Raw genomic sequence first — 21342 nt, 5'->3', positions numbered from 1 at the left:
CTGACCTGAGAGGTCGGGGGCGCTGCTCGTTTCGACGCAAGCTAATTACGCAACTCCGAGTAGCTGAATTGACGAGTGAACAAATTCTTGATTATGTTCTGTGAGCCCGCACACAGTGAACGGCAAGTGAGCGGCAGCCCACATTTGGTGAACCGATGGAGACCTTATGCAACACCTCAAGCGACGCCGGGCCGCCGGCGCTGCCGCGACCACTCTGACGGCTTGCAGCCTGTTCGCCGCGGCGACCCTGCCTGCCGGCGCGATGACCGTGACGTTCATCCGGCACGCCGAGTCGCAGGGCAACGCCTCCGGGTACATCGACACGAGCACACCGGGGCCGCACCTGACGAATGATCAGGTCAATCAGAACGGCGGTCCGACCGGCGAGGAGCAGGCACAGGCGTTCGCCGATGCTCAATGTCCGAGTGCGCCGTGCGATGCGTTCGATGCGGTCTACGCCTCGACCATGATTCGCACGCAGGAGACCGCAGCACCGTTGGCCGAGAAGCTGGGGTTGCCGGTCACGATCCTGGGTGCGTATGACCCGGAGAATCCCCAGCGGAACTCCGGCGTTCAGGAGATCAGTGCCGGCATCTTCGAGGGCCTGCCCGAAAGCGAAGGCATCGGCCGCATCGGCTACATCCTTGCGCCGTTGGCTTGGACATTGGGCCTGCAATTCGTCTCGATCCCCGGCGGTGAGAGCGGCCTGGCGTTCAACGAGCGCGTGACGAATGCCCTTGCCGACGTTGAATCGGGCACCACAGACACCAACGGCGACGGCGAGATCGACGCCGCGGTGTTCTCGCATGGGGCCACGATCATGATGTGGACGATGATGAACGTCGACAACCCGAATCTGCTGTTGATCGTTGAGCATCCGTTGAACAACACCGACACGGTCGTGGTCGAGAAGAATGCCGACGGCAGTTGGACCCTCAAGGAATGGGCCGGGGAAGAGGTCGGCCCGGCCAACTACCCGACCAAGATGTTCGTCAATGTCCGCGATCTGATCGTGGCGCCGCAAAAGGCCGTCTACGACATGCGTCTGCCCGTCCTGTCGCTTGACGCTCAGGGCATCGTGACGACCGGCGCCCAAGGCGTTCAGGACGTCGCCGCGGCCGGCGTCAAGTTCGTCAAGGATTCGATCACCGACACCGTCGATGCGATCACCGGCACCCCGGGCTCGTTGAACGAGTCCACGCCACAGGTGTCGGACCTCAGTACCCGCAGCGTCACCGCCGACAGCGAAATCACGCCTACAACAAGCGATCTCACCGAGAACGCCGAATCGGCCGGAGAGAACGCTACTGCGTCCGTCGAACAGAAGGTCTCGACGGTCCGGACATCCAACGGCGCGACGAAGCTGACCACCGGCAACAAGGTGGAGCCGGGCAAGGCCTTTTCCGCAGCGCGTGACCGGGTGAACCGGGCGGCAGAAGACGTGCGCGACGGGGTCGAGTCCTCCGTGCAGCAGGTTCGCGACACCGTCAGGAAGCTCGCCGGTGCCGACAAGGACAAGGACAACGCAGCGGACGGCGACGCGAAGGCTGCCTCAGAAGACGCCGCCTAGTTGCACGAGCGGGAAAGCTACGCGCCGTAGACCGGAACGGCCGGGCGGGCCTTGCCGACGAGATCGGACACAACAGGGCCCAGCTCGGCCGGATCCCAACGCGCGCCCTTGTCGATTTCGGGTCCGTGCGCCCAGCCTTCGGCCACCCGGATCTTGCCGCCCTCTACCTCGAACACCTTGCCGGTGACGTCTTTCGACTCCACACTGCCGAGCCACACCACGAGCGGCGACACGTTCTCGGGCGCCATGGCGTCGAAGTCCTGATCCTGCGTTGCCATCATGTCGGCGAACACGGTCTCGGTCATCCGTGTGCGGGCCGACGGTGCGATGGCGTTGACGGTCACGCCGTAGCGACCCATCTCGGCGGCGGCGACGAGAGTCAGGGCGGCGATACCCGCTTTGGCGGCACTGTAATTGGCCTGCCCGACACTGCCCTGCAGGCCTGCCCCCGAGCTCGTGTTGATGATGCGCGCTTGAAGTTCGTCGGGGCCGGTGCTTCCGCTCTTCACCTGCGCGCGCCAATAGGCCGCCGCGTGCTTCATCGTGGCGAAGTGTCCCTTGAGGTGCACCGCGGTGACGGCGTCAAACTCCTCTTCCGAGGTGTTGGCGAACATCCGGTCGCGCACGATGCCCGCGTTGTTGACGAGTACGTCGAGCCCGCCGAACGCGTCGACCGCGGTCTGGATCAGGCCCTCGGCCTGAGCCCAGTCGGCGACGTTGGCGCCGCTCGTGACGGCTTCGCCGCCGGCAGCGACGATTTCGTCGACGACGCCCTGCGCGGCGCTGCCGCCGCCTGCCGGCGAGCCGTCCAGGCCGACCCCGATGTCGTTGACCACGACGCGGGCACCCTCAGCGGCGAACGCGAGCGCGTGCGCGCGCCCGATCCCGCCACCGGCGCCCGTCACGATGACCACGCGGCCGTCGAGCAATCCCATGCTGTGTATCTCCTCTATTTGATCGCGGTTGTGGTCGCGAGGTAATGCGGTGGCTCGCCGCCGCCATGCACCTCAAGTGATGCCCCGCTGATGTATGACGCCGCATCCGAGGCCAGAAAGGCTGCGGCCCAACCAATGTCGGCCGGCTTCGCAAGGCGCCCGAGCGGAACGTTCTTCGAGATGGCCGCGATCGACTCGGCGTCGCCGTAGAACAGTTCGGACTGTTCGGTCTCGACCATGCCGACGACCACCGAGTTCACCCGCACCTTGGGCGCCCATTCGACGGCAAGCGTGCTGGTGAGGTTGTCGACGCCGGCTTTCGCGGCGCCGTATGCCGCGGTGCCCGGCGTAGGCCGGTGCCCGCTGACACTCGAGATGTTGACGATCGTTCCGCCGCCGTCCTGGTTCTGCATCACCGCGTTGGCGTGATGCGAGACCGACAGCGGGCCAAGCAGGTTGAGTTCGATGATCTTGGTGCTGAATTTCGCCGACGCTTCGGCCGCGGGCACATAGGGCGAGCCGCCCGCGTTGTTGACCACTACATCGAGGCGGCCGTGCTTGTCGACGACGGACTCGATGAGCGCCGCGACCGCGAAGTCGTCGCGCACGTCGCAGCTGTGGAACTCGTAGGGCAGCCCTTCGACGGGACGGCGGGCACAGGTCAACACGGTGGCGCCCTGACCGGCGAAAACGGCGCTGATGCCGGCACCGACCCCGCGCACTCCGCCGGTCACCAGGACCACCTTGCCGGTCAACCCCAAATTGATCGCACCGGGTTCTGGCGTATCGGTCACTGTGCTAGCGTACCAAGCAAGTGCTTGCTTAGGTAGCGACCGCGATCAAGGGACCTCGATGACGATCACATCCACCACAGTCGAACCGGGCATCGTCTCGGTCACCGTGAACTACCCGCCCGTCAACGCCATTCCGTCACGCGGCTGGTTCGAACTCGCCGACGCGATCACCGCAGCGGGCCGCGACCTGCAGACCCACGTGGTGATCCTGCGGGCCGAAGGTCGCGGGTTCAACGCGGGCGTGGACATCAAGGAGATGCAGAGCACCGAGGGCTTCACTGCCCTGATCGACGCCAACCGCGGCTGCTTCGCGGCGTTCAAAGCCGTCTACGAGTGCGAGGTCCCGGTCGTCGCGGCCGTCAACGGGTTCTGCGTCGGCGGCGGCATCGGCCTGGTCGGCAATGCCGACGTCATCGTCGCGTCCGACGACGCCAAGTTCGGCCTGCCCGAGGTGGAACGCGGCGCGCTCGGCGCGGCGACCCACCTGTCACGGCTCGTGCCCCAGCACATGATGCGCAGGTTGTTCTTCACGGCCGCCACGGTCGACGCCGAAACCCTGCACCACTTCGGTTCCGTGCACGAGGTGGTGCCGCGGGCCGAGCTCGACGAGGCCGCCCTGCGGGTCGCGCGCGACATCGCTGCCAAGGACACGCGGGTGATCCGCGCCGCCAAGGAGGCGCTGAACCTCATCGACGTGCAGAAGGTGAACTCCAGCTACCGGATGGAGCAGGGCTTCACGTTCGAGCTGAATCTCTCCGGCGTCTCCGACGAACACCGTGACGCTTTTGCCGGAACCGACAAGGGGGCCAAATGAGCGACAAGAGAACGACTCTCGACGAGGCTGTCTCGTCGATCCGAAGCGGTATGACGATCGGTATCGGCGGCTGGGGCTCGCGGCGCAAGCCGATGGCCTTCGTGCGGGCGCTGCTGCGCACCGACGTCACCGATCTGACCGTCGTCACGTACGGCGGTCCCGATCTGGGCCTGCTGTGTTCGGCAGGCAAGGTCAAGCGCGTCTACTACGGCTTCGTCTCACTCGATTCGCCGCCTTTCTATGACCCGTGGTTCGCCAAGGCCCGCACGAGCGGTTCGATCGAGGCCCGCGAAATGGACGAGGGCATGCTGCGTTGCGGCCTGCAAGCCGCCGCACAGCGGTTGCCGTTCCTGCCGATTCGCGCCGGCCTCGGTAGCGACGTACGCGCCTTCTGGGGCGACGAGCTCAAGACCGTGAAGTCGCCCTACCCCACCGGGGACGGCTACGAGGAACTGGTCGCCATGCCGGCTCTGACGCTCGACGCCGCGTTCGTGCACATGAATCTCGGTGACGCACAGGGCAACGCCGCCTACACCGGCATCGACCCCTACTTCGACGACCTGTTCCTGATGGCCGCCGAGAAGCGTTTCCTGTCCGTGGAACGTGTCGTGGCGACCGATGAACTGGTCAAAGCCGTTCCGCCGCAGGCTCTGTTGATCAACCGGATGATGGTCGACACCGTGGTCGAAGCCCCGAACGGGGCGCACTTCACCACGGCCGAACCCGACTACAAACGTGACGAGAAGTTCCAGCGGCACTACGCCGAGGCCGCCGGCTCCGACGAGAGCTGGGCCGAGTTCGTCAAGACATATCTGTCCGGCAGTGAGGCCGACTATCAGGCCGCGGTACGGGAATTCAAGTCGGCCCAGGAGGCGAAATGATGTCTGTGTCCCGCGCTGAGGTGTGCGCCGTCGCGTGCGCCGAATTGTTCCGCGACGCCGGTGAGATCATGGTCAGCCCGATGACGACGATCGTGTCGGTCGGGGCCCGGCTGGCTCGGCTGACGTTCTCCCCCGACATCCTGCTGACCGACGGCGAGGCACGACTCATCGCCGACACCCCGGCGATCGGGGCTGCCGCCGCGATCGAGGGCTGGATGCCGTTCGGCAGGGTGTTCGAGACCCTGGCGTGGGGCCGCCGCCATGTGGTCATGGGCGCCAACCAGATCGACCGGTACGGCAACCAGAACCTCTCGGCGTTCGGGCCGCTGCAGCACCCGACGCGCCAGATGTTCGGGGTGCGCGGCGCGCCGGGCAACACGATCAACCACGCGACGAGCTACTGGGTGGGCAATCACTCCAAGCGCGTGTTCTGCGATTCGGTCGACGTCGTCTCGGGAATCGGTTGGGACAAGGTCGATCCCGGCAATCCGGCGTACCGCTTCGTCAACGTGTACCGCGTGGTGACCAACCTCGGCGTGTTCGACTTCAACGGCCCCGACCACCAGATGCGTGCGGTGTCGCTGCATCCCGGTGTCGAAGCCGAGCAGGTCGCCGAGAACACGTCGTTCGAGGTTCACGGCCTCGCCGACGCCGAGACCACGCGCCTGGCCACCGAAGAGGAGCTCAAGCTGCTGCGCGAGGTGATCGATCCTAAGTCGTTGCGCGACAAGGAAGTCAAGGTTTAGCCGATGGGCAAGCTCAAGACTCCGCTGACCGAATTGGTCGGCATCGAGCATCCCGTCGTCCAGACCGGGATGGGCTGGGTGGCCGGTGCCCGCCTGGTTGCCGCCACGTCCAACGCGGGCGGGCTCGGCATCCTGGCGTCGGCGACCATGACGCTGGAGGAACTGCAAACCGCGGTGTCCAAGGTCAAGGCGGCCACCGACAAACCTTTCGGCATCAACATCCGTGCCGACGCCGGCGACGCCAACGAGCGCGTCGACCTCCTGATCCGCGAAGGAGTCAAAGTCGCCTCCTTCGCTCTAGCTCCCAAGCCCGAGCTGATCGCCAAACTCAAAGACGCGGGCGTGGTGGTGATCCCGTCGGTGGGCGCGGCCAAGCACGCCAAGAAGGTCGCGGGCTGGGGCGCCGACGCGGTGATCGTGCAGGGCGGCGAAGGCGGTGGCCACACCGGCCCGGTCGCCACCACCCTGCTGCTGCCTTCGGTGCTCGACGCGGTCGCCGACACCGGCATGCCGGTGGTGGCGGCCGGCGGCTTCTTCGACGGTCGCGGGCTGGCCGCAGCACTGTCCTACGGCGCCGCGGGGGTCGCGATGGGCACCCGGTTCCTGCTGACCTCGGATTCCACCGTGCCTGAGGCCGTCAAACAGCGCTATCTGCAGGCCGCCCTGGACGGCACCGTGGTGTCGACCCGTGTCGACGGGATGCCGCATCGCGTGCTGCGCACGGGCCTGGTCGAGAAGCTGGAGAGCGGCTCGCGAGCACGCGGGTTCACCGCGGCGGTGCTCAACGCGCAGAAGTTCAAGAAGATGTCGGGCATGACCTGGCGGTCGATGATCAAAGACGGCATGGCCATGCGGCACGGCAAAGAACTCACCTGGTCGCAGGTGGTCATGGCGGCCAACACCCCGATGCTGCTGAAAGCCGGTCTGGTGGAAGGCAACACCGATGCGGGTGTGCTCGCATCGGGCCAGGTGGCGGGCATCATCGACGACCTGCCCTCGTGCGCCGAGCTGATCGAGAACATCGTCGCCGACGCCGTCGAGCGTCTTCGGGCGGCCGCCGCGCTCGTGCAGTAACAGCGAAATCCGCGTGTCGTCGCCCCGGCATTCCTAGACTCGCCTGGTGGAGATGAACGCGCCCGTGCTGTGGGACGTCAACGGCGACTGGAGCATCGAAGAAGTCGAGCTGGACCCGCCGCGGGACGGTGAGGTCCTGGTGTCCTTCCACGCCACCGGCCTGTGCCATTCGGATCATCACGCACGCACCGGCGACCTCGCCGGCCCGCTGCCGCTCATCGGCGGCCATGAAGGTGCCGGCGTCGTCGAAGAGGTCGGCCCCGGAGTCCGCGATCTACGGCCCGGCGACCACGTGGTGGCGTCGTTCCTGCCGGCGTGCGGCCGCTGCCGTTGGTGTGCACGCGGACGCCAGAACCTGTGCGATCTGGGCGCATTCATCAACACCGGGACGCAGCTCGACGGCACATACCGCCGCCACATCGGCGACCAGGACATCAACGTCATGCTGCTGTTGGGCACGTTCGCGCCGTACGGCGTGGTGTCCGAGGCGTCCCTGGTCAAGATCGACGATGACCTGCCGTTGTCGCGAGCGTGCTTGATCGGCTGCGGCATCACGACTGGCTGGGGTTCGGCGGTCAACACCGCGAACGTGCAACCCGGTGACACCGTGGTGGTGATCGGCTGCGGCGGCGTGGGCAGCGGCGCCATCCAAGGTGCACGCCTGGCCGGCGCGGAGAAGATCGTCGCGGTGGACATCGCTGCGGGCAAGCGGTACAAGGCTTTTGAGTTCGGCGCCACGCATTTCGCGACATCGATGGCCGAGGCCGCGTCGCTCGTCGGCGACATGACCAAAGGCCGTATGGCCGATTCGGTGATCCTGGCCGTCGGACTTGTCGAGAGCCACATGGTCGGCGAGGCGCTCGACATCGTCGGTAAGGGCGGGGCCGTGGTGCTGACCGCGCTCGCGCCGGAAACCGATGTGACGCCGACGATGTCGATGGCGGCGCTGACCCTTTACCAGAAGCGCCTGCTGGGCACCCTGTACGGAGAGGCCAATCCGCGCAACGACATCCCGCGGTTACTGAGCCTCTACCGTGCGGGCAAGCTGCTGCTCGACGAGGCCGTCTCCACCGAGTACCAGATAGGCGACATCAATGCCGCCTACGACGACATGCTCGCGGGCCGCATCATCCGGGGCGTGGTCATTCACGAGCACTGATCGGGCGCAGGTCGGTCGTGTCGCCCGGCCGGGTGAGGGTCAGGACCGCCCGCACGATCTCGGGGCGTGACTGCAGGGCGTCGGCGATCGCGTTGAGCCGGGTGGCGACGTCGGATTCGGCTGCGTCGCCGGTCAGGTCGACGGCCGCGACGAGGTAGATGCGGTCCGCGCCGACCCACTCCATGTGCAGGTAGCTGACCCGTTCGATGTCGTGGTGGTCGAGCAGTTGCCGCAACACGTTGTCGCGTCCGCGAGGCGTGACCGCCTCGCCGGTGAGGAAGTCCATGTTGCGCCCGATCAGAAACAGCGCGACGCCGCCGAGCAGCAGTCCGACGAGGATCGAGCCGATCGCATCCCAGATCGCGTTTCCGGTCAGCTCGTGCAACAGGATGCCCGCCGCGGCGATCACGATGCCGATGAGTGCCGACAGATCTTCGGCGAACACCGCGCGCAACATCGGGTTCGACGTGACCCGGATGTAGCGCAACGGATGGATGCGCCGTCGCACCGCACCCGAGCGGGTCTGCTGCAAAGCCTGCGCGAACGACGTGCCTTCGAGCACGAACGACACGGCGAGCACCGCGTAAGCCCAGCCGTACGACGTCGTCTCCGCCTCGCCGCCCAGCGACGAGATCCCGTGCCAGATCGACACCACCGCGCCGACCGTGAACAACCCGAACGCGGCGAACATCGACCAGATGTAGCCGGCTCGCCCATAACCCAACCGGTGCTCGGCGTCGGCGGGCTTCATCGACTTACGGGTGCCGATCAGCAGGAACACCTCATTGCCGGTGTCGGCCCACGAATGCGCGGCCTCGGCCAGCATGGACGCCGAACCCGTGATGCCCGCGACCACGGTCTTGGCGATCGCGATGAGCGCGTTGGCGCCGAGCGCGATGGCGACGGTGAGGAAGCTCTCGTCCTTGGTGGTGTTCTCGGCCGAGCTCATGTCACCACCCTCGCGCATCGCGCGCGCAGTTGCGAACTAGAGGCGCTCGATGATCGTCACGTTGGCGGTGCCGCCGCCTTCGCACATTGTCTGCAGACCGTAACGACCGCCCGTGCGCTCAAGTGTGTTGAGCATGGTCGCGAACAGCTTGGCACCCGTCGCACCGAGCGGGTGGCCGAGTGCGATCGCCCCGCCGCTGGGATTGACCTTCTCCGGGTCGGCCTTGAGGTCCTTCATCCAGGCCAGCACCACCGGGGCGAATGCCTCGTTGATCTCGACGGTGTCGATGTCCTCGATCGTCAGGCCGGTTTTCTGCAACGCATACTGCGTGGCCGGGATCGGGCCGGTGAGCATCATGACCGGATCGGCGCCGCGGGCGCTGATGTGGTGAATGCGGGCGCGCGGTGTGAGGTTGTGCTCCTTGACGGCCTGCTCGGAGGCCAGCAGCACGGCGCTCGAACCGTCCGAGATCTGCGACGCCAGCGCGGCGGTCAGCCGGCCACCCTCCACGAGCGGCTGCAGCGAGGCCATCTTCTCCAGCGTGGTCTCGCGCGGGCCCTCGTCCACGCCGAAGTCGCCGACCGGGACGATCTCGTTGTCGAAGTGACCGGCGCGGATCGCGGCGAACGCCCGTTGATGGCTTGCCAGCGCGAACTGCTCCATCTCCTCGCGTGAGATGTCCCAGCGCTCGGCGATCAGCTCGGAGCCGCGGAACTGCGAGATCTCCTGGTCGCCGTAGCGGTGCCGCCAGTTCTCCGATTCCGCTGTGGGCGTGCTGAATCCGAGTTCCTTGCCGACGATCATGGCCGATGAGATCGGCACCCAGCTCATGTTCTGCATGCCGCCGGCCAGGATGATGTCGGCGGTACCGGACAGGATCGCCTGAGCGCCAAAGGATATGGCCTGCTGGCTGGAGCCGCACTGCCGGTCGACGGTGACGCCGGGCACCTCTTCGGGGTAACCCGCGGCCAGCCAGGCGTTGCGACCGATGTTGCCGGCCTGCCCGCCGATGGCGTCGACGCATCCGACGATGACGTCGTCGACCGCGCCCGGGTCGACGTCGTTGCGGTCGAAGATGCTGCGGAACACATGCACGCCGAGGTCGATCGGGTGCACCTGCGCCAGCGACCCGTTCTTCTTGCCGACGGGGCTGCGTACGGCATCGATGATGAATGCCTCAGGCATGTTCAGTCTCCTTTGACCTTGTGAGCGGTTATGCCGCCGAGAACGATGGCGAGGTATTGCTGGCCGACCTGCTCGGCCGTCAGCGGTCCGCCCGGTTGGTACCAGCGGACCGAGACCCAGGTGGTGTCGCGGATGAAGCGATACACGAGGTCGACGTCGATGTCCGGCCGGAACGAGCCGTCGGCCATGCCTTCCTGCAGGATGTCGATCCACATCTTGCGCTGCTCTTTGTTGCGCGCCTCGACGAAGCCGAACTGCGGCTGCGACGACAGCCGCTTGGCCTCGTCCTGGTAGATCACGACCTGCGCGTGCCGGTGCTCGATGGCCTCGAACGACGCCATGAACAGACCCTTGAGCTTGCCGAGCGGCGTCGGTTCGGTGTCGACGATCTGCTGGTAGCGGGCGAAGAGCCAGTCCAGGAAGTCTTTCAGCACTTCCTCGACCATCTGCTCTTTGGACTTGAAGTGGTGATAGAGACTGCCGGAGAGGATGCCTGCGGAGTCGGCGATATCGCGAACCGTCGTCGCCTTCAGGCCGCGCTCGGCGAACATCGTCGCGGCAAGGTCGAGAAGTTCGTCGCGTCTGCTAGCCGGTTGGCTGGGCGTATCCGGCGCCATTGACACAGCATAGCAACCAAGCGCTTGCTAGGTCACGCACGGCTCGTCACCGATACTGCGGATACGACCAGTACGCCGAGCAGTGCTCCGGCAGATCCCGGACCACCGGCCGATCGGCTCGGACCCGCGACAGGTTGAACAGGTACCACGCGTCGTGGCCGGCGCCGTCGGACTTCACGCACGCCCGCACCGACGCCGGCAGCCGGTACAGCGCCGGATCGATGTCCGAGGACAGCCCGGACAGGTACTCGGCGTCGAGCTGTCCGGTCTGCTCGAAGCGATCGATGTTGCGGTCGGCGATCAACCGCTCCGGGTTGAGGGCAGCCAATCCGAGCAATGCCAGCACACCGGCGACGAGCACCGCACGCGGAAGCCAGCGTCCCGACATCCGGATTCCCGCCATGGCGACGAGCACGAACACCGCGCCCAGCCACACCTCGGTGGTGATGACCATCAGCCGCTCGGTGCTGAAGCCGTAGGCCTGCTGGTAGAGCCACATCCGGTGGATCGCCGAGATCACCACGACAACCGAAGCCGCACACAGGGTTCCGACGAGGATGCGCAGCAGCCGCCGATCCGAGGCGGTGACGCGTGCGGCCACGCGAATCACGCCGCTGAGCACGAGCAGCGTCAAGGCCGAAACCCACAGCAACTGCCAGAAGCCCTGCCGCGCATACTCGGCGTAGGTCAAGCCTTCGGTCTCGAGCACATGGGTGTGCCCGCCGAACAGCACGGTCGCCTGTACCGCGACGAACGCGATGAACAACGCGTCGAGAACTCCGAGCGGCACGGCCCACTCCCACCGCGGCACCGGTTTCATCGGCGCCGGTGCCAACGCGTCGAGCCGCGGCGCGAACCGCACGAGGTAGGCACCACCCAAGACAAAAGCCACGACGATGCCGAACACCACCAGTCGCGCAATGAACTCGTCGCCGGCCAGCGACGGCACCAGGTTCTCGGTCAGGTGCGCGAACGCGGGGTCGGCCGCCGCGAACAGTGCGCCGAACACGAACACCAAAGCCACCGTGACGCCGCCGACGATCGCAACACGAGCCACGCTAGGCATACCCGACCGGCTCGGCAGCACCTCTCTCACCGATCTGCCCGCCCACCCGCGGACCCGGCCTGCCAGCACCCACGGCACAAACGGTCCGGCGAACACCGCGGTCCACGTGCGGCCACCGACCAACGTGCACCAGCCGATCACCCACGCCGCCATCAGGCACAGCACGCCGACCCACTCGGCCGCCAGCACGCCCGGCACCGCGAGCAGCGCCAGAGTCAACGTGATCCCGAGCCACTCCCAACGCGTGGGGCGACGTTCGGCGGTCCCGTAGACGACACCGAAGACCAGGGCGCCCACGACGTAATAGCCGACGCTCAGCACCGAGGGTCGCCACAACGCGGTCCCGACGAGACCCGCGACCACCGCAGGCAACATCACCGAACGAGGAGCCGCGGCAAGCGGATCAAGCGGCCAGACCCGGCGCGACCACACCGTCCAGCCCGGCTCGCCGTATCGCGGCAGCGCCGGGCCGACCAGCGGCGGGGGCGGCGCCATGAGCACATGCGGGCCGGGAACCCCTGGAACCATCGTCGTCATGCCAGCTCCTCCGTCGTTGCGGGTATGGTCACCCGGATGCGGCAGCCCACCCCGGAATCCATCACTTCGATTGCGCCGCCGTGCAACTCGACGGCCCAGCGAGCGATCGCCAGACCGAGCCCGGTCCCGCCGTCGGACGTGGCACCGCGGGTGAACCGCTCGAAAACACGCTCTCGCTCAGCCGGTGGGATACCAGGCCCGTCGTCGCTGACCTCAAGCCGCAACCCACCCGCGCGCGATGCCAGCACCGACACTCGACCACCGGGCGGGCTGTGCCGAATCGCGTTGTCCACCAGGTTGACAACCACCTGGCGCAGTCGCGCCGGATCGGCGACGGCCTTCAGGCTCGGCGGCGAAACCCGAACCGTCACCTCGACCTCGCCGGCCGACAGCGACGCGTGCTCGACGGCGTCGCGCAGAAATTCCTCGACCGCGAAACGACTGAACTGCAGCGGAATCACGCCGCCCTCTACGCGCGAAAGATCGAGGAGATTCGTCACCAACTCACCCAGGCGCTCGGTCTGCGCGAGCGCCATCCGCATGGTTTCGCCATCGGGCTCGGCCACGCCGTCGGCGACGTTCTCCAGCACCGCCTGTAACGCCGCGATCGGAGTGCGCAGTTCATGTGACACGTTGCCGATGAGCCCGCGCCGGTATTCGTCGGCGGCACCGAGATCGGCCGCCATTTGGTTGAACGCGGTCGCCAGTTGGCCGATTTCGTCACGCGACGTCGCACGCACGCGGATGCTGTAGTCGCCGCGGGCCATGGCGCGCGCGGCAGCCGTCATCTCACGCAGCGGTGAGGTCATGCCGTGCGCGAGGAACTGCGTCAACGCCAGCGAGGTCGCAAGCGCCGCCAGAAGTGCATACCGGAACTGCCAGCTCGCGCCGATCCAGAACGTGAACGAGGCCAGCAGAATCGCACCGCCCACGAGAAGTCCGGTCTTGACCTTGAACGACGCGAAGGGATCCAGCGGCCGCGGCAGCCGGTCCCACAGTGCAGCCACGTTCATCGGGGCACCTCCAGGGCATAGCCCACCCCGTGCACGGTCCGGATCAATTCCGATCCGAGCTTGCGGCGCAGCGCCTTGACATGGCTGTCGACGGTTCTCGTCTCCACCTCGGACGCCCAACCCCACACGTGCTCGAGCAGCGTCTCCCGTGCCACCGCCGCCCGCGGCCGGCCCGCCAGGAACGCCAACAGGTCGAACTCCGTTCGGGTCAGGTGGATTTCATCCTCACCCTGGTGAACCCTGCGCTCGGCGAGGTCGATGCGGTAATCACCGACGGTGAGGGGCTGCTGGCCGCCGGCCCGCTCCACCCGGCGCAGTAGTACCCGAACCCGCGCGACGAGTTCGCGCATGCTGAACGGTTTGGTCAGGTAGTCGTCGGCGCCGACGCCGAGCCCGATCAGCATGTCGGTCTCGTCGGTGCGAGCGGTCAGCATGAGCACCGGAACCGGGCGCTGCGCCTGGATCCGCCGGCACACCTCAAGGCCGTCGAAACCGGGCAGCATGACGTCGAGCACAACGAGGTCGGGAGCGGTGGCTTCCGCGGTTGCTACCGCGGACGGGCCGTCGACCGCGGTATCGACCGCGAATTCCTCGGCCCGCAGCCTCGTGGCCACCGCGGCCAGGATGGTCGGCTCGTCGTCAACCACCAGGATTCGCCTCACACCTCAAGACTGTAAGGGCTGGTTGTGGTGCTTTCGGGCAGCGATTGTGAAGATCCCGTGGAGATCGACCCGCCGGCCCAGGTCTTTGCTGTGCACACCCGTCGGCGGATCTCGTTACGCTGGCCTGGGTCAGCACGCGGCGGAAGGATCACGGGTGGATCAGCAAACTGCTGGATGGTCCACCGACGAGGTACGCCAGTTCGCCGGCAAGGCCTATGCCGCCGGTCAGAAGCTGGCCGGAGCTGCCGGTTGGTCCAACACCGGCGCCACCCAGACGTTGCTGTGGGGAGATTTCCAGGGCAGCGGGCGCACTCCGTACCGGGTGCAGGTCAACCTGGTGGGCGAAACGTACAAGTGCACGTGCCCGTCGCGGCAATTCCCGTGCAAGCACGTCGTCGGGCTCGTACTGCGGTGGTCCGGCGGCAACGTCGATGCAGCACCCGACCCGCCGGCGTCCGAGGTCCCCGTGCCCAAGGCCCCGCGCGAAGTCAGCGCGAAGACCATCGCCGCCCGCGAGCGCAGTGTCGCCGAGGGTCTCGACCAGCTGAATCTGTGGATCGAAGATCAGGTCCGCAACGGTATCGCCGGCATCAGCACCGACCCGTACGGGTGGAGCGAACCGACCGCCAAACGCATGATCGACGCGAAGGCGCCCGGATTGGCGCGGTGGTTGCGCAGCCTTCCGGCGCTGCTCACGCACGACGAGTGGCCGCGGATGATCATCGAAGAACTCGGTCTGATGCGATTGCTCATCGACGCCTATCGCAGCATCGCAACGTTGTCACCGGAGACCTCGGCCGCGGTGCGCCGCCACATCGGCTTCACCGTGTCGAGGGCCGAGGTGCTCGCCACCGATCCGGTCAGCGATACCTGGCAGGTGCTCGGCTACGCCGAAACACTCGAGGAGCGCTACACCACGCGGCGTATGTGGTTGAGCGGCAGACAAACCGGCCTGCTGGTCAATGTCCAGTCGACCGCGCCCAGCGGGGCGAGCTTCGACACCCGGCTGACACCGGGGCGCGAGTTCACCGGTGGCGTCTACTTCTATCCAGGCGGTCCGTCGAGCTTTCGTGTCGCGATTCCGGACGGCGATGTGCCCACGGTCCCCATCCAGGAGATCGATATTGCCGGAACCCTCATGGCCGAGGCACTGGCCGGCCGGGCCCGCGCGATGACGCTCGATCCGTGGCTGGTGCGGTACCCCGCCGTCGTGACCGCCCGGCCGGTACAGCATGGCAAGCCGAGGCGCCGGTACCTGGTGGACGCCGACGACCAGGCCCTACCGGCCGTGTGTGACGACGATCGGTGGTCTCGTCTGCAGGCCGCGACCGGCGGTCAGCTACACCCGATGCTGGTGGAAATCGGTATACACGGCGTCGATCCGCTGTCGACGCTGAACGCGGCCGGTATCGCGGTGAGTGCACTGTGAGCGACTATCAGAGGATCATTTCCGCGGCGACCGTGGGCCTCGGCGCTAAACCCTTGCCCGAGGCGGTATTCGACGCGCCGGTCGACACCAACGCGGCGACGGTGTGCGACGCCGACGATCCGATCGGATCGGTGCTTCGCATCGCCGGGTTATATGCCGTGGCCAGACGGGCCGGGCAACTTCCCGAACACGTCAAGCCCAACACCGATGCCGCACCGCCCGAAACCCGCCCGCTCATCACCGAAACCCACGCATTCCTCATCGAACGGGCCGTGAGTGTCCGGCCCGTCCTCGACGGTGTCATCGCCGACATCGCCGCGGCCGGTCTGCGCCTGCCACCGCGGCTGATTCCCGAACTGCTCCGGCTACACCAGAGTGCCGGTGTGACACCGGAACTCTGGGCGGCGATCGGTTCCGCCGGTCAGTGGTACGCCTTCGAGCACTACGGTCGCAAACACCGCGCACTGCGACACGTCATGCCTGTGCCCGGCGACGGATGGCCCGATGAGGCGGAGTACACCCACGGCGACACCGCCAAACGCCTGCATTGGGTCGCTGCGGCGCGCCACATCGACCCCGACCGGGCCCGCGAAGTCGTCATGGCGCACTGGGATGCCGAAGACGCCGAATCCCGCGCGCTGTTGCTGCAAGCGTTCGCGACACCCGAACACGAAAGCGACGAACCGTTCCTTGAGTCGGCCTTGGACGACCGGGCCGGCGGTGTGCGGTCGGCCGCGATCACCGTCCTCGGCAACCGCAACCGCAACCGCAGCCGCTACCTGGAACGCATGAAAGAGCGTGCAGCGCAGGTCTTCTCGGTGAATAAGTCCGTGCTCGGAGTCAAGATCACCGCGAACGAACTACCTGAACCCGACGCCGCGGCCATTCGCGACGGACTCACCACCAATCAACCCGACGCCGTCGTCGAACGCACTCCGATCTCGTTCTGGGATGAGTTCTTCGGATCGGTCGGGCCAGAGAAGGTGGTTCGCGCCATGAGCGGCGACGCCCTCCTCAGAGCGCTCACCGTGAGCGCGTTACGGGGCAACGATCCACGCTGGGCAGTGCCGCTCCTGCAGCGCCGCCTACCCGCCGACTACGCGAACCACTACACGCCGGCGACAGCACATCCCGCGATCACCGCAGAGCTGATTCGCGCGGTCACCAACGTTGCGGAAGGTGCCCCGCTCGCCCAGATCGTCGCCGGGCTGCCTCGCCCGTTCGATCCGCTGGTGGCCGAGGCCCTGTTCGCGTCTCTCACCGGCGTGGGGTGGGGCACGCAGCGGCAGCGCCGCGAGGCAGCGGCCCATCTCGCGGCCGGCTATCCGCTCGACTGGCATGGGCGGTTCGCCGATCTGGTCGACCGCACGACCGACGAGGAACTGCACCGGTTCTGCGCGACGGTGTTCGAACTTCTCACCCTGCGAATCGACATTGCAAAGGAACTGCCATGACCCAAGCGTCTGCCCTGCTGCGGCCACACGCCGAGCAATTGTTCGCCGCTGAACTCGACGCGCTGCGCGCGGCCGACGACAAACCCGCCCCGCCGAACTGGGCGATGTCACCGCACGGGGTCCTCGTGCGTTACCTGCTGGGCGGGGAAACCGTTGGCGGAGTGCCGATCACACCGAAGTACATCGGCCAGCGCCGCCTCGTCGAAGTGGCGGTCGCGACGTTGGCCACCGACCGCGCGTTGCTGCTGCTCGGTGTGCCCGGCACTGCCAAAACATGGGTTTCCGAACATCTGGCGGCCGCGATGTCGGGCGATTCGACGCTGCTTGTCCAGGGCACCGCGGGCACCGTCGAAGAGTCGGTGCGGTACGGCTGGAACTACGCCCGGCTACTGGCCGAAGGTCCGTCGGAACAGGCGCTCGTCCCGTCGCCGATCATGACCGCGATGCGTGACGGGAAGATCGCGCGTCTGGAAGAGCTCACCCGCATCCCCTCGGAGGTGCAGGACGCGCTCATCACGGTCCTGTCCGAAAAGACCTTGCCGATACCCGAACTCGGTACCGAAGTGCAGGCGAGCCACGGCTTCAACGTCATCGCCACGGCCAACGATCGCGACCGCGGTATCAACGAGCTGTCCTCGGCGTTGCGGCGGCGGTTCAACACCGTGGTGCTCCCGCTGCCTGCCACGCTCGACGACGAGGTTGCGATCGTGACGCGCCGGGTGGCCGACATCAGCGGATCGCTGCGGCTGCCCGAGGTACCGACGTCGGCCGACGAGATTCGCCGCGTGGTCACGGTTTTCCGTGAGCTGCGCTCCGGTTTGACGGCCGATGGACGCAACAAGCTCAAGCAGCCATCGGGAACCCTGTCGACCGCCGAGGCGATATCCGTCGTCACGCAAGGTATCGCGATGTCGGCGCACTTCGGCGACGGCATCCTGCGGCCTGCCGATACCGCGGCGGGCATCGTCGGTGCGGTGGTCAAGGATCCCGTCAACGACGCGGTCGTCTGGCTGGAGTACCTGGAGGCCGTGGTCCGGGAACGCGACGGCTGGGCCGACTTCTATCGAGCGTCGCGCGACGTGCTGAACTCGTGACCGAAACCCACGTTCTCGGCATTCGCCACCACGGGCCCGGGTCGGCTCGCGCGATGCTGTCCGAACTCGACCGGATCCAGCCCGACGTCGTGTTGATCGAAGGCCCTGCCGACGCCGACCGCCTCACCGGTGACGTCGCCGACGCCGACATGGTGCCGCCCGTGGCGATCATGGCCTACGCGGTCGATGATCCGGCGATCTCGGCGTTCTGGCCTTTCGGCGAGTTCTCCCCAGAGTGGCAGGCCATGCGATGGGCGGCAAGCCATCGTGTGCCCGTACGGTTCTGCGACCTGCCTGCCGCGACCGTGCTCGCACAACGCGACGAGCGTCACGGCGAACCTTCCCGCGTGCGTGTCGATCCGATCGCCGCACTCGCCGAGGCAGCGGGTTACGACGACCCCGAACGCTGGTGGGACGACGTCGTCGAATCACGCACCGACGGCACCGGATTCGAGGCGATCACCGAGGCAATGCGGACGGTGCGCGAGCTCGAGCCCGGTCACGACGACAAGGTGGAACTTCAGCGCGAAGCCTACATGCGCCAGGTGATTCGCAAGGCGGTCAAGGAGTACGCATCGATCGTCGTCGTCTGCGGTGCCTGGCACGCACCCGCGCTCCAGATATCTGGTGCTCCTCGCGTGCGCGCCGGGAAGTTCCCTGCCGCGACCGCTGATTCGGCGCTGTTGCGCGGCTTACCCAAGGTCAAATCGGCTGTCGTATGGGTGCCGTGGACACATTCACGCCTTGCCGCCGCATCGGGCTACGGCGCGGGCGTGCGCTCGCCGGGCTGGTACCAGCATGTGTTCGCCGAGCGGGACCGCCCGGTGGAAACCTGGCTCACCCTGGCCGCCCGTGCGCTGCGCAGCCGCGACATCTTCGTATCCTCGGCCCACGTCATCGAGGGGGTCCGGCTCGCCAACGCGCTTGCGGCGATGCGTGGCCGTGCCCACCCCGGCCTCAGTGAGGTCAACGAAGCCACCGAGGCCGTGCTGTGCGAGGGGTCGGATGCCAGATTCGGGCTCATCCTGCGTGAGCTGGTAGTGGGCGAGAAGCTCGGCAGCATCCCTGAACATCTGCCGATGGTGCCGTTGTCGGCCGACATCACCAAGCGGCAGAAATCGTTGCGGCTCAAGCCCGATGCCACCGCCAGACAGGTGACGCTCGATCTGCGCAAGCCGAACGATCTGGCCAAATCTCAGCTGCTGCATTGTCTTTCAACCCTCGATATACCGTGGGGTGAGCCCGACGACGTCGGTGGCCAGGGAACCTTCAAAGAAGCCTGGGTATTGCAGTGGCAGCCAGAGTTCGCCGTGCAGATCATCATGTCCTCGGTATGGGGCAACACCGTCTATCGCGCTTGTAGGGCCAAGCTGACCGACAAGGCCGACAACGCCACACATCTGGGCCAGGTCACCGCGGCCATCGAAGCCGCGCTGCTCGGCGGTGTCGACGACGCGGTATCACAACTGCTCACTGTTCTCGAGAACAAGGCCGCGGTGGACCGCGATCTCACCGAACTCATGGCCGCGCTGCCCGCGCTGGCCCGGTCGTTGCGCTACGGCGATGTGCGCCGCACCGACGCGGGCGCGCTGGGCGTGGTCACCACATCCTTGCTTCGTCGCGTGAATGTAGGTTTGCCCGCCACGCTCACCGGCCTGGGCCCCGATGCGTCGGCCGAGATGCTGACTCACGTGAACGCGGTCACCGAGACCGTCGACCTGCTCGAGTCGCAGGTCCGTGCCGAGTGGTTGACCACGATCGCGCGCTTGGCCGATCGGGGCGATCTGCACGGCAGTCTGGTTGGCCGGTTCGTCCGGATCTGTGTCGACGGCGGGGTTTTCAACACCACCGAGGCGGCGGCACGTATGCGCCGGGCCCTGAGCGTCGGCGCGACGGCTGAGGAGAAGTCGGCGTGGATCGAGGGTTTCCTGTCAGGCAGCGGGCTGTTGCTTGTTCACGACGTCGAACTCCTCGGCGTCATCGACGAATGGCTGACCGGCTTGTCCGTCGACGAGTTCACGGATGTGCTGCCCCTCGTACGTCGCACCTTCAGCACCTTCGACGCGGGCATCAAACGCAACATCGGACATGCGGTGAGCACCGCAGGATTGGCGCCGCGCCCTCAGTTCGGCATCGACGCCGACCGCGCCCGCCCGGCCGTGCTTGCTGCGGCAGCGATCTTCGCGGGGAGTGCCGACCGTGACCGATGAACGTAACCGCCGCTGGCGCCTGGTGCTGGGGTCTGATGCCGATGCGTTGCCCAAACTCAGTGCGGACGACGTCGAGATGGACAAGGCGCTGGCCGCGCTGTATGACCGCAAGGGCGGGCTCGGTGGCTCGGCGCCCAAGGTGGCTCGCTGGCTGGGCGATATCCGGAAGTACTTTCCCAGCACCGTGGTTCAGGTCATGCAACAGGATGCGATCGAACGCCTGAATCTACGGACGCTCTTGCTGGAGCCCGAGATGATGGAGAGCATCATCCCTGACCTGTCACTGGCGACCACACTCATCAGCTTGGGCGAGGCAATCCCCGACGAGTCGAAATCCTCTGCCCGGGCGTTGGTGCGCCGGGTGGTCGAGGACATCGAGCGACGCGTGGCCGACGGTACGCGCGCCGCACTGCGCGGTGCGCTGTCCCGCAGCGCCCGGACCAACCGGCCACTCACTGCCGACATCGACTGGAACCGAACGATTGCGCGGAACCTGAAAACGTTTCAGCCCGAACTGAACACGATCATCCCGGAGCGGCTCGTCGGATACCGCCGTGCGGGCCGATCGATGACCAAGGACGTCGTGTTGGCGATCGACCAATCCGGATCCATGGCCGAATCGATCGTGTACTCGGCAGTGTTCGGCGCTGTCATCGCGTCGATGCGGTCCCTGCGCACGTCGCTCGTGGTGTTCGACACCGAAGTCGTCGATCTCACCGATCTGCTCGACGATCCGGTGGACGTCTTGTTCTCAACCCAGTTGGGTGGCGGCACCGACATCAACCGGGCCATCGCGTACTGCCAGAGTCTCATCACTCGCCCGGCCGACAGCATCTTCGTGCTGATCTCCGACCTGTACGAGGGCGGCATCCGCGACGAAATGCTCGCGCGCGTCAAACAACTCACCGACGCCGGGGTCCAGGTCGTGTTGCTGGCCCTGTCCGATTCCGGCGCACCCTCATTCGACCGCGAGATCGCCGCCGATCTCGCGGCGATGGAGATCCCGGCGTTCGCCTGTACGCCCGATGCCTTCCCCGAACTGCTGGCGCTAGCCATCAACAAGGGAGACATTCGCGGCTGGGCGGACCGCGCCGGGCTCGCCGAGCGCGGCAGGTCATAGCCGTCGCAGGGGGACGGGGAGGCAGGTGTGCCC

Annotated in this window: 19 protein-coding genes; 11 read left to right on the top strand and 8 right to left on the bottom strand. The window is 66.8% G+C overall.

The genetic code is table 11. The annotated features are described in order from the left end of the window. Positions 1–166: 166 nt before the first annotated feature. Positions 167–1570 (top strand): histidine phosphatase family protein, encoded by a 1404-nt coding sequence (locus AWC31_RS05950; RefSeq protein WP_067858527.1) that lies wholly within the window; start codon positions 167–169, stop codon positions 1568–1570. Positions 1571–1587: 17 nt separating this feature from the next. On the opposite strand, the gene AWC31_RS05945 is transcribed toward AWC31_RS05950, so the two are convergent. Next, positions 1588–2505, bottom strand: a complete 918-nt coding sequence (locus AWC31_RS05945; RefSeq protein ID WP_085143391.1) for an SDR family oxidoreductase — start codon at positions 2503–2505, stop codon at positions 1588–1590. 14 nt (positions 2506–2519) lie between these two features. After that, the gene (locus AWC31_RS05940; RefSeq protein ID WP_085143390.1) at positions 2520–3299 is read right to left on the bottom strand and encodes an SDR family oxidoreductase; all 780 of its coding nucleotides are present in this window, start codon (positions 3297–3299) and stop codon (positions 2520–2522) included. A 58-nt stretch (positions 3300–3357) separates the two neighbouring features. Between AWC31_RS05940 and echA20 the strand changes: the two genes are divergently transcribed. From echA20 to AWC31_RS05915, 5 genes are read left to right on the top strand one after another with little or no spacing between them, the layout of a single operon-like run. Then, positions 3358–4113: a (7aS)-7a-methyl-1,5-dioxo-2,3,5,6,7,7a-hexahydro-1H-indene-carboxyl-CoA hydrolase gene (echA20, locus tag AWC31_RS05935; RefSeq protein WP_085143389.1), complete on the top strand. Its 756-nt coding sequence runs from the start codon at positions 3358–3360 to the stop codon at positions 4111–4113. Next, positions 4110–4994 (top strand): cholesterol ring-cleaving hydrolase subunit IpdA, encoded by an 885-nt coding sequence (gene ipdA, locus AWC31_RS05930; protein ID WP_067858539.1) that lies wholly within the window; start codon positions 4110–4112, stop codon positions 4992–4994. The genes echA20 and ipdA overlap by 4 nt, the downstream gene beginning before the upstream one ends. After that, entirely contained in the window at positions 4991–5740 is a 750-nt protein-coding gene (ipdB, locus tag AWC31_RS05925) for a cholesterol ring-cleaving hydrolase subunit IpdB (RefSeq protein WP_085143388.1), read from the top strand. Before ipdA ends, ipdB begins: the two co-directional genes overlap by 4 nt. A gap of 3 nt (positions 5741–5743) precedes the next feature. Beyond that, positions 5744–6814 carry a (3aS,4S,5R,7aS)-5-hydroxy-7a-methyl-1-oxo-octahydro-1H-indene-4-carboxyl-CoA dehydrogenase gene (ipdC, locus tag AWC31_RS05920; protein ID WP_085143387.1) on the top strand — a complete coding sequence of 357 codons (1071 nt, stop codon included), beginning with the start codon at positions 5744–5746 and terminating at the stop codon, positions 6812–6814. Positions 6815–6860: 46 nt separating this feature from the next. Then, positions 6861–7973, top strand: a complete 1113-nt coding sequence (locus AWC31_RS05915) for an NDMA-dependent alcohol dehydrogenase (RefSeq protein ID WP_085143386.1) — start codon at positions 6861–6863, stop codon at positions 7971–7973. On the opposite strand, the gene AWC31_RS05910 is transcribed toward AWC31_RS05915, so the two are convergent. Genes AWC31_RS05910 through AWC31_RS05885 form a run of 6 tightly spaced genes read right to left on the bottom strand, consistent with a single transcriptional unit; the run spans position 7957 to position 14002 of the window. Beyond that, positions 7957–8922, bottom strand: a complete 966-nt coding sequence (locus tag AWC31_RS05910) for a cation diffusion facilitator family transporter (protein ID WP_085143453.1) — start codon at positions 8920–8922, stop codon at positions 7957–7959. The genes AWC31_RS05915 and AWC31_RS05910 overlap by 17 nt on opposite strands. A gap of 36 nt (positions 8923–8958) precedes the next feature. Beyond that, the gene (gene fadA6 / locus AWC31_RS05905) at positions 8959–10107 is read right to left on the bottom strand and encodes a steroid 3-ketoacyl-CoA thiolase FadA6 (RefSeq protein ID WP_085143385.1); all 1149 of its coding nucleotides are present in this window, start codon (positions 10105–10107) and stop codon (positions 8959–8961) included. 2 nt (positions 10108–10109) lie between these two features. Then, positions 10110–10724, bottom strand: coding sequence for a TetR family transcriptional regulator KstR2 (gene kstR2 / locus AWC31_RS05900; protein ID WP_067858555.1), 615 nt, complete (start codon positions 10722–10724; stop codon positions 10110–10112). Positions 10725–10770: 46 nt separating this feature from the next. Continuing rightward, positions 10771–12327: a DUF4153 domain-containing protein gene (locus AWC31_RS05895; protein ID WP_085143384.1), complete on the bottom strand. Its 1557-nt coding sequence runs from the start codon at positions 12325–12327 to the stop codon at positions 10771–10773. Continuing rightward, entirely contained in the window at positions 12324–13334 is a 1011-nt protein-coding gene (locus tag AWC31_RS05890; protein ID WP_165765920.1) for a HAMP domain-containing sensor histidine kinase, read from the bottom strand. The genes AWC31_RS05895 and AWC31_RS05890 overlap by 4 nt, the downstream gene beginning before the upstream one ends. A gap of 2 nt (positions 13335–13336) precedes the next feature. After that, the gene (locus tag AWC31_RS05885) at positions 13337–14002 is read right to left on the bottom strand and encodes a response regulator transcription factor (protein ID WP_085143452.1); all 666 of its coding nucleotides are present in this window, start codon (positions 14000–14002) and stop codon (positions 13337–13339) included. 154 nt (positions 14003–14156) lie between these two features. Here AWC31_RS05885 and AWC31_RS05880 point away from each other — a divergent pair, with 154 nt between their 5' ends. The 5 genes from AWC31_RS05880 to AWC31_RS05860 are packed head-to-tail and all read left to right on the top strand — an operon-like array spanning position 14157 to position 21309. Then, positions 14157–15431, top strand: a complete 1275-nt coding sequence (locus AWC31_RS05880; RefSeq protein ID WP_165765917.1) for an SWIM zinc finger family protein — start codon at positions 14157–14159, stop codon at positions 15429–15431. Then, complete coding sequence (locus AWC31_RS05875; protein ID WP_085143381.1) at positions 15428–16885, top strand: DUF5691 domain-containing protein; 1458 nt, start codon at positions 15428–15430, stop codon at positions 16883–16885. Before AWC31_RS05880 ends, AWC31_RS05875 begins: the two co-directional genes overlap by 4 nt. Next, the gene (locus AWC31_RS05870) at positions 16882–17979 is read left to right on the top strand and encodes an ATP-binding protein (protein ID WP_085143380.1); all 1098 of its coding nucleotides are present in this window, start codon (positions 16882–16884) and stop codon (positions 17977–17979) included. The genes AWC31_RS05875 and AWC31_RS05870 overlap by 4 nt, the downstream gene beginning before the upstream one ends. Further along, on the top strand, positions 17976–20189 hold the full coding sequence (locus tag AWC31_RS05865; RefSeq protein ID WP_234816736.1) for a DUF5682 family protein: 2214 nt from the start codon (positions 17976–17978) through the stop codon (positions 20187–20189). Before AWC31_RS05870 ends, AWC31_RS05865 begins: the two co-directional genes overlap by 4 nt. Beyond that, positions 20179–21309: a VWA domain-containing protein gene (locus AWC31_RS05860; RefSeq protein ID WP_234816735.1), complete on the top strand. Its 1131-nt coding sequence runs from the start codon at positions 20179–20181 to the stop codon at positions 21307–21309. Before AWC31_RS05865 ends, AWC31_RS05860 begins: the two co-directional genes overlap by 11 nt. Positions 21310–21342 lie beyond the last annotated feature (33 nt).

It is taken from the genome of Mycolicibacterium wolinskyi (genome assembly GCF_002101965.1).
In the GTDB taxonomy this organism is placed as follows: Bacteria; Actinomycetota; Actinomycetes; order Mycobacteriales; family Mycobacteriaceae; genus Mycobacterium; species Mycobacterium wolinskyi.
Note: the sequence above shows the minus strand (reverse complement) of the source record. Positions and strands in the feature narration are given on the sequence as shown.